The sequence below is a fragment of the Acidithiobacillus sp. YTS05 genome, from assembly GCF_024396695.1.
In the GTDB taxonomy this organism is placed as follows: Bacteria; Pseudomonadota; Gammaproteobacteria; order Acidithiobacillales; family Acidithiobacillaceae; genus Igneacidithiobacillus; species Igneacidithiobacillus copahuensis.
Genome location: NZ_CP094359.1, coordinates 1,818,783 through 1,833,720, shown reverse-complemented (window position 1 = coordinate 1,833,720; position 14,938 = coordinate 1,818,783). Strand labels below are relative to the sequence as shown.

Below are 14,938 nucleotides of genomic sequence, written 5' to 3'. Positions count from 1 at the left end.
GGAAATTTTCATTCCAAGGCTTGCCCGGCGGCGTGACTCGTGCGATTTTCTCGGCTTCTGGCAAGGAGAGACCGTGTTCCGATTTTTGCGCAAGAGACGTTTCTGGCTGGAGCTGGTGATCTGGATAGCGCTGCTTGCTGGAGTGTATTACTTCACCCAATGGCGCGGCAGCAGCGCCGCGCTGACAGTCCCCCGGCAACTGCCGCCCATCAGCGTCCGCTCCCTCTCCGGGCAGGTGCTGGCGCTGCCGAGGTCACCACAGCAAATGATGCTCATCAATTTCTGGTCTCCGGATTGCCCGCCCTGTCTGGCCGAGACCCCAGCTCTGGTGCAGTTGCAGAGCTGGCTTGGCGGCAAAAAATTCAGCATCGTGGGGATTGCGGTGGATGGTAGTAGCGCCAGTGCAGTGCGGGCGCGCGTGCGGGAGTTCGGCATCAATTACCCGGTCTACCTAGCAAGCGGGCAGGGCGCCAGCGAGGCGGTAGGGGGCGTGCTGCTGACACCCACGAGCTTGCTGGTGAATGCCAAAGGGCAAATCATCGGGCGCTATGTCGGCGCCATGGCGGTGCCCGTCATTCTTTGGCATCTGTTGTGGGCCTGGATATGAGAGGAGCCCGTTGATGCAGCGCAAGAGCCTCTTCCGCCAAACTGCCGGGACCCTGGCCCTGGGTATTGTCGCGTTGCAGATTTTTTCCGTGCTTTCCATCATCGTTACCGTCCTGCTGCCCCTGGGTCAGCGGTCTGCGGAAGATCTGGCTGGCCTCTTGATCATGACTGCTCAGACCTATCGACAACTGCCGGTAGAGCAGCGTGCCGTTTTCCTGCAGCGCGTTGCGCGTGATAATGGCATCTATATCGGTGCGCCACCGCCCGATTTTGACATTGGCAGCAGCCGCAGCCATCTCTACGGAAAAATTTTATCCGAGGTATTGCGTAAACGTCTGGGAAAGACGGTGCCGGTATTTTCGGCGCACGACCCAAAAGGCACTCTCTGGGTTGCTATCCCCACTCGCGGACAAGCCGTTTGGATGCATTTCGCACGTCGACGCCTTACCGCCACGTTGCCTCTCGGTCTGCTGGCGATTCTGGGAATCTCGACCCTGTCTCTGCTGGTGTTGACGATCATTCTGGTGCGCCGTGTATTGCGACCCCTGGCAGTTCTGGCGGATGCCCTGCGGCGCAAATGGAATGCCCCCCTGCCGCCGCTGCCGGCCAATGGTGCCAAAGAATTCTACGATCTTTTGGATGCCTTTGAGCGTATGCGTACCCGCCTGCAAGCGATGATCGACCACCAGTCCCTGCTGCTGGTGGGCATTTCCCACGACCTACGCTCACCCCTGACCCGTATCCAGATGGCGCTGGAATTCTTGCCGGAAGACACGCCCCAGGAGCTGCGCGAGGGTCTGGCTGAGGATACCCAGCGCATGACCGAGCTGCTGGCGCAGTCCCTTGCCATTGGTCGGGGGAGTTCCGCCCGCATTGCCGATCTCGACCTGGTTGCACTCCTGCAGGTGACGGGCGAGGCGTTTACTCGGGCCGGCGGCGTATGGCAGGCAAGCTTGCCACGCCGTTACCCATTTCGAGGGGATTACGAGGCGTTGCGCCGTCTCTTCGATAATCTGTTGGACAATGTGCGTCGCTATGCCGGCGACCGGGTGGAGGTGACCCTGCGCAAGCGCGACGGACGCGGGGTGCTGCTGTTCTGTGACCACGGACCCGGAATACCAGAGGATCGTCTGGAAGCGTTACTGGAGCCATTCAGTCGTGGGGACAGCGCGCGGGGGCACAGCGACGGCAGCGGTTTGGGCCTGGCAATTGCGCGGCAGATTGCCGAAGCGCAGGGCTTACAGTTACGTCTCTATAACCGCAGCGATGGGAGCGGACTCTGCGCGGAACTTTCCTGGGAGCTACGCGCAGAGCCAAAGCTACGATGATGGTAGGGTCAGGCGAGCACCTGACGGCTTCTGGCAAGAAGATCGAGGGTCCGGCGATCTGCGATCCGGTAATACACTCGGGTGGCCGCTTTGCGCATCATCACCAGACCCTGCGCCTGGAGCAGGGCAAGATGCTGGGCGGCGTTGCTGTGGCTGGTGTGCACGGCCCGCGCCAGGTGCTGCAGGTTCATCTCGCCGCGGCTGAGCAGGCAGAGCATGTGGTAACGCAAAGGATGGGCGAGCGCGCGCAGGGCACCCGCTAGGAGGTAGATTTCTGTTTCGTCGAGAACGGTTTTGGTCATGGCGATAGCCTCATGTGGAGATCGGTACCAAGGGCTGCAGCAATACCTGTGCCGGCCGCAAAATCCATGGTAACCATTTGATTTGTAATAATAGGAGAAATTCTCTGGTGGTCCACCTGTCGATCTGCGGCTACATTTCCGCGCGTGGGGACTCTTTCCCCCCAGAGGACAGGTGCTGACCCTGTCGTGGGTCAGCGACAGATCACAATTGGTTGCGCCAGAATTGATCTTCCTTATCCATGATACGGGTGGCCTCTTCCGGGCCCCAGGTACCCGCGGGGTAGGTGATGATGTAATCCATTTCCCGTGACCAGCGCTTGATGAAGGGATCGACAGCGCGCCATGCCCATTCGACCTCATCAAAGCGGATAAACAGGGCCTTGTCTCCCTCCAGCACGTCGAGCAGCAGCGCCTCGTAGGCATCCAGTTCTTTTTCTCCGTCGCGGCGATAACTGGCATTGAGCTGGGTAGGGCGGATGCGCATTTCCAGACCCGGCTCCTTGACGTGGAGCTCAATTTTCAGGCTCTCGGGCTCCAGCGATAGCAGAATCCAGTTGGGCTCAATGCGGTCGATGGGGGTCTCGCGGAAGAGCTGTTGCGGGGTATGACGAAAACGGATGGCGACGCTGGAGCTCTTGGTAGGCATGCGCTTACCGGTACGCAGATAGAAAGGGACACCACGCCAGCGCCAGTTGTCGATGTAGAATTTTGCGGCCACGAAGGTCTCGGTAATGGAATTGGGCGCCACTCCCGGCTCGTCGGCATAGCCGGGCACATGCTGGTGGTCGATGATGCCCGGTCCATACTGGGCGCGAATTGCGTGGGCATGGATGGCGGTCTTGGGAATCGGGCGGATGGAGCGCAGGACCTTGACCTTTTCGTCGCGCAGGGTGTCGGCCTCCAGGGAGGGCGGAGGTTCCATGGCCACCAGGGTGAGGATCTGCATCAGGTGGTTTTGTACCATATCGCGCAAGGCACCTGCCTGATCATAATAACCGGCGCGGTTCTCTACCCCCAGATCCTCGGCCACAGTAATTTGTACGTGATCGATGAAGTTGCGATTCCAGACGGCCTCGATGGGAAGATTGGCAAAACGGAATACCAACAGATTTTGCACGATCTCTTTGCCCAGGTAGTGATCGATGCGGTAGATCTGTTCCTCGCGAAAATGGCGATGGATTTGTTCGTTCAGTTGGATAGCGCTTTCCAGGTCATTGCCAAAGGGTTTTTCGATCACAATGCGGTAGTCGCCATCGCGGTGAAAGCCTGCCGCCGAGAGATTTTGCAGCACGGTAAAGAAGTCCTGCGGGCGGATGGCGAGATAAAAGATGCTGCGTTCGGGCTGCTGTGCGCCATCCTTAGTCAATTGTTTGGCAAGGTTTTGGTACAGATCGGCTTCGTGCAGTTCTCCCCGCACATAATGAAAGCGGGCGGCAAATTTCTCGAAGTGTTCTGGATGAAAGTCGCCGGCAAAGGATTCCAGTTGTTCGCGTAAAAATTCCAGCCAGCCGGAATCATCCCAGGGACGTCTGCCTACGGCGTGAATCTGCAGCTCTTCGGGAAGCAGGCCAGCGCATTGCAGGTGATAAAGAGAGGGCAGAAGCTTACGCGAGGCGAGATCGCCGGTGGCACCGAAGATGACAAACTGACAGATGCAATCTTCGCTCATTTTGCCTCCTGCACTACGGCGTGGCCACCGAATTGATTGCGCATCATGGCCAGTAGCTTGGCGGCATAGTCATCCTTGCCCTGACTGGCCCAGCGCATTTGCAGGGCGAGAGTGATTACCGGGGCGGGAACCTTTTGTTGCAACGCCGCCTGCGCGGTCCACAAGCCTTCGCCGGAGTCCGCAACGATGGGGGCGATGTCCGCCAAGACCTGATCCTTGTGCAGGGTAGCGGCAGTGAGGTCCAGCAACCAGGAGCGTACCACGCTGCCATAGCGCCACATCTCGGCCACTGCGGCCAGATCCAGATCGAACTCCGTCTTGCCCTGGAGGATGGCAAAGCCCTCGGCAAGGGCCTGCATCATGCCGTATTCGATACCGTTGTGGACCATCTTGATAAAATGCCCGCTACCGACCGGACCGCAGTGCAGCCATCCCTTATCAGGCCCCGGAGCAAGGATTTTCAGAAAGGGTTCGACCTTGGCCACTGCTTCTGGCTTGCCGCCTACCATCAGGGCGTAGCCTTCCTGCAGGCCCCAGACGCCGCCGGATACGCCAGCATCCACATACTCTACGCCATGGGCCTCGACTTCCTTGGCCTGCGTCATGGACTCACCATAAAAGGCATTGGCACCGTTGACGAGGATGTCGCCGGTGGCGAGGAGTGGCAGGATCTCGTGGATGTGCTCGGCGGTCGGGGCGCCTGCAGGCAGCATCAGCCAGACGACGCGCGGGGCGGGAAGTTTTTCGACCAGTTCTTGCAGGGTGCCAGCGGCCTGTATCCCCGTCTCCTGCGCCAGTTCCTGCGCCTTTTCAATATGTCGGTTGTAGGCGACCACCTCGGCACCATCGCGCTGCAGTCGGCGTGCCATATTGCCGCCCATACGCCCCAAACCCACCATCCCGATCTTACCCACGGCCATATTCCACCTCCTGACGAGTACCTGCTGACACTGCTATGCTCTCAGTATAGTCAGCTCATAAGGATCAGGACGGATGGCGATGGAAGTGTCTTTGGGTACGCCACTGGCAGCGGGGGCAACACGGATCCTGCTGCTGGGCGCCGGGGAGTTGGGGAAGGAGTTCGTCATCGCCGCCCAGCGTCTGGGGGTGGAGACCATTGCCGTCGACCGCTACGCCCATGCGCCTGCCATGCAGGTGGCGCATCGTAGCGAAGTGATCGATATGACCGATGCCGACGCGATCCTCGCCCTGGTGGCGCGGGAGCGGCCAGATTTTGTGGTCCCGGAAATCGAGGCCATCGCCACCCAGGCCCTGGCACAGATCGAAAAAAGAGGCTTGGCCACGGTCATCCCCACGGCGCGCGCGGTGCGCCTGACCATGGATCGCGAAGGCATCCGTCGCCTTGCTGCCGAAGAGCTCTCCCTGCGCACTTCCCCCTATGCCTTCGCTGCTTCTTTGGCGGAGCTGCAGGAGGCCAGCACGAAAATCGGTTTTCCCTGCGTCGTCAAGCCGGTGATGTCTTCCAGTGGTAAGGGGCAGTCGGTACTGCACTCTGCCGATGAAATTCCCGCGGCTTGGGAAGAGGCGCAGAGCGCCGGGCGGGTGCGTGGTCAGCGGGTCATTGTCGAGGGTTTTGTCGATTTCGATTTTGAAATTACCCTGCTGACAGTGCGGGGGGCGGCGGGAACGGTCTTTTGTGCGCCTATTGGCCATCGTCAGGAGGCGGGCGATTATATCGAATCCTGGCAGCCGCAGCCCATGTCCGATAAGGCGCTGGCTGCGGCGCAGGAGATGGCACGGCAGGTGACGGAGGCGCTGGGTGGTCGCGGCATCTTCGGGGTGGAATTTTTTGTGCGCGGCGAGGACGTGTATTTCAGTGAACTATCGCCCCGCCCCCACGACACCGGAATGGTGACGCTGATCAGTCAGCGCCAGAACGAATTTGAGCTGCACCTGCGCGCAATTCTGGGTTTGCCCCTAGACCCCGGCTTTCGCCGCCCCTCGGCCTCGGCCGTCATTCGCGCCGGCGAAGTTGGTTGGGGGCCCGTGTACAGCGGAATCGCTACGGCTCTCGCCGTCCCCGAAAGCGATCTGCGGCTGTTTGGTAAGCCGCAGGCGCAGAAGCTGCGCCGCCTGGGGGTGGCATTGGCCAGCGCAGACAGCATCGAGCTCGCTCGTGAGCGGGCGGAACGGGCGGCCGCAGAAATCCGCGTCGCCCGTGCTTGAGCGTTAGCCTCATTGCGCTTTGCTGGGAGGAAGCGTCTTCACCGTAACGGTGACGCTGTTTTGCTCTTGCGCCGGTGCTGCCGGTGATGAGCTGGACTTCTTTTCGTCCGGGCCAAAATGCCAGGTTTGCGGCACCGGTTGGGTGAACAAGGGATCTGCTGTGTCTTCTGGCGCGGTGACGGTAATATCGGCCATTGCCATTTGCGTCAGTGCCGCCAGGATAATCAGCGCCATAAGAGAATGTTTCACTACTTTGCGATTCGTGATGATCACCTCCATGGATATTGGGTAAAACAATTTTTCATTTGTTCGCTTGGTAAAGCAAAGAGAATCTTTTGTTGCCGTATTTTATTTTACAAATAATAATCAAAAATACTTTTTCTGATAATGATATGTAATCATGAATGGCAAATAAAAAGGCAGCGATACACTGCTGCCAAGAACCACACGCCACCATGTGGAGGAGGAGATATTCTCTTAGAAACTGTATTGCAACATCAGGCGATCATCGACGAAGGTGCCATGATAATTGGCAAACGGATTACTGTGATCAATGGCCAGAAGATTACGCAGAGATAGCCCTTTCCAGAATCCTCCTGGGGTATACGTTACATCAATATAGTTGGCGTCTACGTTGGGATAAAAAGGCGCAGTGTGATACCAGCTATAGGAATATTTGAAACGAAGATTGGGCAGTGGAAAGAACACGAATCCGGCTTTCCAGGCATGGCCAGATGCAGACGCTGAAACCAGCCCATAGTTCATAATGCTGGTGTAGAGGGGGTCAGCACTGTATTGTTGCGAGAAAGGCGAAATGAAGCCGCCGTTCATCAGTGTCTGGCTGTTGGGAAGAGTGGTGGCCCGCTGCGGGATATGGTTGTAAGCTGCAAAAATGCTGCCGCGCATACCGCCAAACTGCGCCTTGAGGCCCAGCATGCCACCAAACACCGTGGCATTCACCGGTCCTGCCAATTGGCCCCCGTCGGCCCATTCCCGCGCGTATTGAAAGTCCGCAAATGGCTGGAAATGTTGAAAGAGGACTGGCGTGGTGTAGTCTACTGTTCCGTAGAACATGTTCGTCAGGTCATAGAAACGGTAGAACCATGCCGCTGCTTTTATCCCTAGTTTCTGCCCCTTGATACCAAAGGCAAGGGTACCGTCGCTGTTGTCGGGCAAGTAGCTGTAATGCGCGTTGTAGTTGAGTAGCGTTTGCCGATGATAATCGGCTTGAATACGATTTTTATAGCGAAATTCGCGAATCGCAATAATGCTCAGATCAGGTAGGGGATGGAGGGTTGCGGTGACCGCCTGATAGGTATTGGGGATCATGAATGCGTCGGCGGGTCCCATCCACGGCGTATTGAGTAACAAATTGCCAACGTCTACTTTCAGCCAGGGATTCTGGTATTGCAGATAGGCTTGCCCCAGTACATTCAACGATGTTCTGGTGCCCATCAGTAAGGGGTCCAGACGTTTCTGATCGCCGCTCGTTTCATTGGCTCCGAGATCGTTGGCCGTGTAAAACGCGACTCCGGCGCTTACGCCGTAAAGAGGCGCCGTCTGTACTTTGATCATACCGCCAAGAGAAAAGGCATAACGGTTTTCTACGGCATCACCGGCAAACATCTGGTTGTAATAGTAGGAGCGAATATTGCCCGTGACCGTAGACTTCTCCAGGAACTGCTGAATTGTCTGACCATGGCTGATTGCTGGTAAGACCATCAGGCCGGCAATGAATAATGGTATTTTTTTCATTGATCACTCCTCTTCTCGTCTCTCTGCATGAAAACAAATTCTTTGTTCTTGCGAGAGAGAATAGGTGGTTCACAATCTGGGCGCCAATGCTTATTTATAATTGGTGAAATTATTTTTGGTAATCGCTGTAGCCTCGTCGTTGCCGGAGTTGTTGTTCTATTCGTGCTGCGAGCTTGTCAATAAGGGAGCATGTCAGGATGCAAACGAGTATTCGCAATCAGATCAGTGGAAAGGTGCTGGAGATCGTCGAGGACAAGGTGCTGACCGAGGTGGTCATGGAAACCGCTGCAGGCAAGATTGCTGCAGTGATTACTACCCGCAGTGCTCGGGAGATGAGTCTGCAGGTAGGGGACACGGTGGCCGCCATCATCAAAGCGACCAACGTTTCTATCGGCAAATAACTCAGAATTTGTAGGTAAACATCACCCGATTATAGACAAAGGAGTGCTGACCAGAGCCCGGATATAGTCCGGGCGCACCGCCATTGCCCACCTCGATCTGATCCCGCAGGCAGAAGCCCTGGAACATGCCCTGCGGGAAATAACTCAGGTTGAAGTGGGTCCAGTTGCTGTCCCCGGAAAAATAGGTGTTGAATTCAGAGAAGCCGGCAGTAAGTTGCAGTTGCTTCGGGATGGGCCAGTATGCGGCGCGCACCCGCCAGCCATGCCCTGGTCCCACCCCCACCAAACCCTGAATCATGGCGTCTACATACAAAGGGTCTGCCGTATAGCCGACGGTGTAAGGCGAGATGATGGCACCGCCGCCCAGGGCATGGGCGTGGAGCTCGGTGCTGTCGTAGGCATACCAGAGACTACCGTGGGGAAAGTGAATGCCCGCCTTGACCCCCCAACTGGTGCTGTTCACGCCTTGGCCAGGCTGTTCGAATAGCGTGGTTCCGGTACTCGCAAAGGCCTCGCCCGCCCCCCATTCCCGGGTGAACTGGGCGGCCACAAATGGCTGTACTGGAGCGGAAACCGGCAAACGGTAACTGCAGTCCCAATAGAACATGTTGGCAAACTGATCAAACTGGTAAAACCAGGCCTGGGTTTTGGCACTGTGCCAATGATACTTTGCGCCCAAGGCCAGGGCGCCGTTGCTCGGATGCTCTTCTGCGTAGCTTTGCGGCAAGACGTTGGAGCCACCATAGAGGTAATCGCCGTAGCTTGGGCCGTAATAGTAGAGGTTGTCGCGGGTGAACTGATTGTTGGTGCGATCCTTCCAGCGGAAGATGCGCAGTGCATCCAAGGTCAGACCGGATACTGGGTGCACGGCAAGGGTCACGCCCTGATACGTGACCGGAATGACCCGCCCGCCCACGCGATTGAGCCAGGGGGTGTCAACGAGCTGGTTACCGACCTTGGCGGTGAGCCAGTGGTCCTGGTATTCCAGGTAAGCCTGACCCAGGGCATTGACGGAGTTTTGATCTCCCATCAGGGTCTTGTCCACCCGGGCCGGATTGCTTGCCAGCGTGCCCATGGCATTCGCGGTGTAAAAGCTGACGCCCACGCGGAATCCTGACAGAAAAGGCGCCGTCAATACATTGATCCGGCCAGCCAGGGAATAGGCATAGGCGTTGACGGTGTCGGGGGTGCCATAGAGGCGGCTGAAGTAGTAGGAGCGAATCTGGCCGTCGATCTCGCTCTTGGCAAAGAATTGACTCAAGGTTTCCGCTTGAGCGCTGCCCGCAAGAGCGCAGGCGGCCAGGAGCGCTGCGGTGATGGTTTTGCGTTTCATGATCAAATTCCCTGTTATATATGATATATATTTGAATATAGCGATGCGGAGAAAGAAGGCCTGCAGTTTCCAGCAGGCCCTTTACCAGCTCTTGGTAGACAGCTGGCGAATCAGTTCAGAGGCTCACCCTTGGGCGCGCTGTAGCCGTCTTCGCGGAACATCTTCTGTCCTTCCGGACTGCGCAGGAAGGCGACGAAATCCTCACCCAATTTCGGGTTCGGAGCATTCTTGAGTACGGCAGCATAGAAGACCAAGGGCTTTGGGGTGACGGTCTTTTCCTTGCCGTCCACATTGATCTTGAAATTTGCCTTATCGTACCAGGACTTCGCGTAGGCAGGGTCACTCAAATTGATTTCGACCGGCAGGTTGACGTAGGGCAAATGCAGAGACTTCACCGCACTCAGATAGCCCGAGGATGCCGCCAACTGTCCGCTTTTGAGGCGTGCCAAAAGGGACATCTCGGTGTAGATCTGCTGCGGGTTTTCGATTGGGCCGAGGATCTTCTTCATTAGATCTGGCTGGTGATAATAGCGCTCAGCCAACTGCATGGTGAAGACGATGTTCTGCCCCTGGGGGTCGGTCTTCGGGTCGGTGCGCCCAAAGGTCGCGCCGGGCATCTGCAGTACTTTGTACCACGGTTTGCCGGCGGCAAAGTCCTTGGCGAAAGGACTGTTGGGACTGTAGGCGATAACCATCTGGGTACTGGCGACGGGGTAGGCGGTCTTGACCAGCCCTACCTTTTGCAGCACTTCGATGGGGCCGGGGGTAATAGAGATGAACACGTCAGGTGTGATCTGATGGCCAGCGATCAGATGCGCTAGTGCGTAAGCCCCTTGACCCTCGCCGCGGAATTCGACGTGATGGCTTTTGGCAAAGGCCGGGCCCAGATGCAGATTCATGACATTTCCCATGGATCCGGCGAAGGCAGCGAGCATGGTTTCGGCATTGGCAGCTACGGGCAGGATAAGGCCCAAGGCGAGGACGGCGGCAAGCGGGGTTTTGCGACGAACTTTCATCAGCGTGATCTCCAGTACAATATGATATTCGCAAGTATATAAAGCCTCGATCGAAATATAAACTAAAATATAGCGATAGGCGTATAAAATTGGTCAGACGTGTAGCAGTGATGAGTTCTACCTAGGAAAGACTATTTTGCCCATGCTGGCTGACTCTCTCCCCATGCCAGCAATCACTCTCGCATCCATGCGCCCAGGAATCGTGCCATGTCGCCATAGACGTGATCGTAAAGAGGGATGTCATCGTTGTTCCATCTACCAAGATCCCCGCAGCGTCTTTTTCATGGAGTTTAGTTATGAGGTACAAACTGAGCATCATGGGCTGTATGAGTGCTGGGATATTGCTTTTCACGGAAGGGGCTTTCCTTCCTGCGCTGGCAAGCACCATCGAGACGAACTTCGGGGCGATAACTCTGGTGCCAGGCTATGCAACATCAACGCTATTGCTGAATGGGAAGCCCATTGTAACCATAGATGGACCGGCTTCAATGGTCCGCTCCTACGCTTTCGGCGGTCACGAATATGTATTGATCGAGAATAGTGGTAACGGTGAGGGCTGTCCTCTTCAGTACAATATTGTCGATTTCAACAAAAGTGGGCACGAATCCACGAAGCAATTCGGATCCTGCGCAAGAGTATCCTCGATTACAGCCGATGGCCCCATCTGGAAAATATGTATGCCTGGCCTATGAATAATGGCAAGTATATCTATTACTGTCATGGAGGACGTAATATTCGGCTAGTTAAGGAGTCTATATCGTCTGACACGCACTCCGTTTAAATTTCCGACATGTCAAGAATTACACAAATGCGTGGCGTTGTAGAGATAGAAGAAGGGATACCGTATCTCGTTTTTAGCGAGAAAGTTAAGTTTTAGAGCGACAACGGCACGGTATATCTCGATAAGGTTGAAATCCTCACGTCAAAGTTCCCGATTCCAGGAAAGTATGGTCATTACACGGTTAAGATTGAAATGCCCATGGCTGGGCCAAAAAAAACCCGGTTCATTCACGGATAGTGGGGGAAGCCTTTTCACTATGGGCGGCAGAGCTAATGACAGGCGCCCGGACTTCCTGGTCATCGGCACGCCGTCCAGCCTTTGATGGTGGCCCAGACGGTGCACTTGTTTCGATGGCTCGACGGCCACCGTGCGGCACTACACGCGTCTGCATTCCCAGCTTACGCAATCGTTTCGACGGATGCAGGACACCGTGAGGCATCCTGGGGACTACTCGCTCCGGCTTCGCTCCAGGCTGGCAGCGGCCGCATTTAGCGGTGGCAAGTGGGGAGATTCATAAGGCCTTTGCGATCTCCAATCCGCCAACCTCTGGAGCGGCTACTGTCTCGGACTCTGGAAAGAGAGAGCGCTGTGGCGAAAGGCAAAGCGACGAATGTTCTCTCCTACTTGCAAGAGGGTGCGTTTGCCACACGACTCTGAGGGGAGTGAGGATTTATGAAAAGTCGCTTGCTCCCGTTTTACAGCCGTCAGGCGTGGGCTAAACCCATGCTTCAATGCCAAACAGGAACCTTACTTTACCTTGTGTGGCCGGAAATAGACCCACGCCGCCAGGAACAGGAAGGCAAAGATGTAGATATTGGTAGTGCCGAGGACGTCGCCCTTGTTGGCAGTGCTGCCCGGCAGATAGGGCGCACCCCAACCCTCGGCGGTGGTCCAGACACCAAAGCTATAGGCGATGCCGACGGGAATGATCCAGCGGAGCTGCTTGCCGCCGATCAGCAGAAAAAGGGCGATCACGCTCTCTGCCAGCGCCGCGAAAACCCCGAAGAGAAAAGGTCCCACGGCGTTGATGATGGTGATGAAGAAGGTGATGTAGGCGGCAATCCATGCCGGCTCCCCGGGCAAGGCTTGCTGCAGATACGTGACGGCGTTGTGCAGGAAAAAGGGCTGCCACTTCCAGAAGGCATCGAAGGCCCAGAGCAGGCCGAAGAGGATGCGTGCGGTGTGCATGGCCGCAGGGGAAAGACGCCCGTGGCGCGTGCCAGCCAGACTCCAGCAGTCCCAAGAGCGACTGGAAATGACAAAAACAAAGACCAGCGCGTAGATGATGGCGGTTCCCGGATCCGTGGCGCCTTGGGTGTAGGGGCCGCCGAAGCCGCCAACGGTACTCCATAGCCAAAGGTTGTAAAACACCCCGACGTAGGCAAAGAAGGGCAAAAAGAGTCCGCTGATCAGGCTGACAGCGAGAAGCACATCCAGCACAATGGTGATCCAGGCGACCAAGTTCGGGCCAATACCGGTGACCACTGATGCCATCCAGTGTCCATAGGTCATTACCCATGCGGGTTGCCCACTGACCCAGTCCGCACTGAAGGTACCCAGAAAATGCGCGCGGTAGGCTGGACTCAACTGCAGAGCGGTGTTGATCAGCCAGGCGAACCCAAAAAGGATGCGCACCGCAGCAAAGGCGCGTTGTTGTGGGGAATACTCGGCAATCGTGGGTTCTGCGGTAGTAGCAGTTGTCATTTATGCTCTCCTAAATTTGCGCAGCGGCAGACTCTTCTGCATGATGACATAGAGCAAGCACACTTGACAAAATCATGACGTTCCGTAACATTCGAGATCTCCATGGAGCTGGTCTGCAAATGCCCTCACATATTGACTATCAACTCATCTCTAGCGAGTTGTTTCCAGAAACCTACCGGCGAAGTACAGATGCGGACCAGACGAATGGAATTCAATGCATCTAGCAAAGAACCGTTGGGAAACTCGTTATTATTTTATCGTGCCAACTGAAAGTGTCGATAAAGTCAATATTATCCTAAAATCCAAGAACAATGAGATACATCTTACGCTCTGCCTCCAGAAATCGGTGTATTGATATTCTATACTCTTGACAGTAATGTTCAATCAATTTAACTTTCCGCGATAGGGTATAGGTAGTTCTATCCGAAACATTCGCGATATTCTTTTTATCTAATAACGACCTCGCCTTCCAATACTTTATTTCTTTCTCATAAATCGGGAGCTTGATCTTACGCTCCTGTGTTAACATTCTTTGCTTGATATTATCATCATTAAGCTTGATAATAATATTCTCTTTATCAAGAGCTAAACGGGAGTCTTCATGCTTTATAGCACCAAAGATGTTGAATGGAATATTGATATATGCCCCACCAATGACGGACCACTTCGTCTTTCCAGCGCTTGGATAATAAGAAGGCCTTAAAAATCCTTTAAATTTAACGTCAACGAATTTTAACCATCCAATCTTTTTTTGCGCATGATAATATCGGATTAAACCAGCAATACCAGGATGCTCGGAAAGCACGGATTTATTAAGGCTAGAGCTATTTGCTTCGGCAAGCGCAGATTTTGGTAAAATCGCCTTAAAATCCGGTAACTTCCTGTCTATTGCGACATTAATTCTAGTGATATATATTTTTGCCCGCATCTTGGCGAGATAGCTCTCTAGGCGCATTCTGCTGACAACAGTATTCAATTTATTCGCCAATCTTTTAAGTAAAGCGTTACTGTTTATCAGTTTATGAAATAAACTCTCTTTCTTTTTCTGGTACCAGTATTTCAGATAAAGAGCTGTCACTTTCTTTTTCTTATTAAATAACTCAGAATCATATCTGGAAATGGTCATGTAGTATTTTGGTTGCGCCTGGTCGATGACGTGACGCATGTATTTGTTACCGCCAAACATGTAATATTTAAATCCGATAGTTGGCTTGGCAACATAGTTCCGGGGATAACCATCATATGCAAATCTAGTATAATAACCTGCCTTTACTCGCCCCTGAAAAATCGCGGAAGATTCTGATCTCAGCATCTTGATCTTTTCCTTCTGAGATCTTATTGCATTACTAGCCTGACGAATCGTCCCGGAAGACTTGGCATAGTGTAAGATTTTAGATAGAGGAATGATCTCTTCGTCGGTGTCACCAAAAGAATGGTTTGCTCCAGCGAGAGAAATCAGAACCGCAATCACAGCAAATATAGATTCAGAGATTATTTCTTTACGTTTATCAAAAGCCATACTGATATATTTCCTTAATTTGGCGAAGGTTTGAAATCATTTTGCGCAGATACTTCCTTGCTCTGTTATATTCTCGTTCATGAATGTCATGATAAAAAATCCTTGCCTCGCTGAGAATGCGATCTGACCTTATCTTCGCCTGATAATGCGGGTTCGTCCAGTCATGATCTTCTGCTGCCATGGAGCCGGATGGAATGAAAGCTAAGATCATGAATAAAAATGATATACATATAATATATAATTTTGTCATTTTCTCTCCACAAGTGCGACAAGATTATTGAGCAAAATACGTGCCAAAGAAGAATCAGTGGGTTAGCTCAAGGGAGAAAAAATTGGT

The 14,938-nt window shown here is 54.4% G+C and carries 13 protein-coding genes; 4 read left to right on the top strand and 9 right to left on the bottom strand.

Annotation, left to right across the window (positions count from 1 at the left end; all coding sequences use genetic code 11):
- Positions 1 to 73 precede the first annotated feature (73 nt).
- Both MQE22_RS09045 and MQE22_RS09040 read left to right on the top strand, forming a co-directional pair.
- Positions 74 to 607: a TlpA disulfide reductase family protein gene (locus MQE22_RS09045; RefSeq protein WP_255789671.1), complete on the top strand. Its 534-nt coding sequence runs from the start codon at positions 74 to 76 to the stop codon at positions 605 to 607.
- A 13-nt stretch (positions 608 to 620) separates the two neighbouring features.
- Positions 621 to 1,934 (top strand): ATP-binding protein, encoded by a 1,314-nt coding sequence (locus tag MQE22_RS09040; RefSeq protein WP_215872670.1) that lies wholly within the window; start codon positions 621 to 623, stop codon positions 1,932 to 1,934.
- 8 nt (positions 1,935 to 1,942) lie between these two features.
- Here the strand turns inward: MQE22_RS09040 and MQE22_RS09035 are convergent, their stop codons facing one another.
- The 3 genes from MQE22_RS09035 to gnd form a co-directional block, all read right to left on the bottom strand.
- A complete protein-coding gene (locus tag MQE22_RS09035; RefSeq protein ID WP_215872671.1) occupies positions 1,943 to 2,236 on the bottom strand; it encodes a metalloregulator ArsR/SmtB family transcription factor in 294 nt (97 codons plus the stop codon).
- Between the two features lie 202 nt (positions 2,237 to 2,438).
- Positions 2,439 to 3,905: a glucose-6-phosphate dehydrogenase gene (gene zwf, locus MQE22_RS09030; RefSeq protein WP_215872672.1), complete on the bottom strand. Its 1,467-nt coding sequence runs from the start codon at positions 3,903 to 3,905 to the stop codon at positions 2,439 to 2,441.
- Complete coding sequence (gene gnd, locus MQE22_RS09025; RefSeq protein WP_255789670.1) at positions 3,902 to 4,825, bottom strand: phosphogluconate dehydrogenase (NAD(+)-dependent, decarboxylating); 924 nt, start codon at positions 4,823 to 4,825, stop codon at positions 3,902 to 3,904. The genes zwf and gnd overlap by 4 nt, the downstream gene beginning before the upstream one ends.
- A gap of 73 nt (positions 4,826 to 4,898) precedes the next feature.
- Here gnd and purT point away from each other — a divergent pair, with 73 nt between their 5' ends.
- Complete coding sequence (gene purT, locus MQE22_RS09020) at positions 4,899 to 6,092, top strand: formate-dependent phosphoribosylglycinamide formyltransferase (RefSeq protein ID WP_255789662.1); 1,194 nt, start codon at positions 4,899 to 4,901, stop codon at positions 6,090 to 6,092.
- 9 nt (positions 6,093 to 6,101) lie between these two features.
- Here purT and MQE22_RS09015 read toward each other — a convergent pair whose 3' ends face one another.
- Together MQE22_RS09015 and MQE22_RS09010 are read right to left on the bottom strand one after the other, a co-directional pair.
- Complete coding sequence (locus MQE22_RS09015) at positions 6,102 to 6,365, bottom strand: hypothetical protein (RefSeq protein WP_255789660.1); 264 nt, start codon at positions 6,363 to 6,365, stop codon at positions 6,102 to 6,104.
- Positions 6,366 to 6,569: 204 nt separating this feature from the next.
- Positions 6,570 to 7,847: a hypothetical protein gene (locus MQE22_RS09010; RefSeq protein WP_215872675.1), complete on the bottom strand. Its 1,278-nt coding sequence runs from the start codon at positions 7,845 to 7,847 to the stop codon at positions 6,570 to 6,572.
- Between the two features lie 197 nt (positions 7,848 to 8,044).
- Here MQE22_RS09010 and MQE22_RS09005 point away from each other — a divergent pair, with 197 nt between their 5' ends.
- Entirely contained in the window at positions 8,045 to 8,248 is a 204-nt protein-coding gene (locus tag MQE22_RS09005; RefSeq protein WP_215872676.1) for a TOBE domain-containing protein, read from the top strand.
- Between the two features lies 1 nt (position 8,249).
- On the opposite strand, the gene MQE22_RS09000 is transcribed toward MQE22_RS09005, so the two are convergent.
- The 4 genes from MQE22_RS09000 to MQE22_RS08985 all read right to left on the bottom strand — a co-directional run bounded on the left by MQE22_RS09000 (position 8,250) and on the right by MQE22_RS08985 (position 14,601).
- Positions 8,250 to 9,581: an OprD family outer membrane porin gene (locus tag MQE22_RS09000; RefSeq protein ID WP_215872677.1), complete on the bottom strand. Its 1,332-nt coding sequence runs from the start codon at positions 9,579 to 9,581 to the stop codon at positions 8,250 to 8,252.
- 110 nt (positions 9,582 to 9,691) lie between these two features.
- Positions 9,692 to 10,597 (bottom strand): extracellular solute-binding protein, encoded by a 906-nt coding sequence (locus MQE22_RS08995; RefSeq protein ID WP_215872678.1) that lies wholly within the window; start codon positions 10,595 to 10,597, stop codon positions 9,692 to 9,694.
- Between the two features lie 1,528 nt (positions 10,598 to 12,125).
- Positions 12,126 to 13,082, bottom strand: a complete 957-nt coding sequence (locus MQE22_RS08990) for a hypothetical protein (RefSeq protein WP_255789659.1) — start codon at positions 13,080 to 13,082, stop codon at positions 12,126 to 12,128.
- A 295-nt stretch (positions 13,083 to 13,377) separates the two neighbouring features.
- Positions 13,378 to 14,601, bottom strand: coding sequence for a hypothetical protein (locus tag MQE22_RS08985; protein WP_215873106.1), 1,224 nt, complete (start codon positions 14,599 to 14,601; stop codon positions 13,378 to 13,380).
- Positions 14,602 to 14,938: the final 337 nt, after the last annotated feature.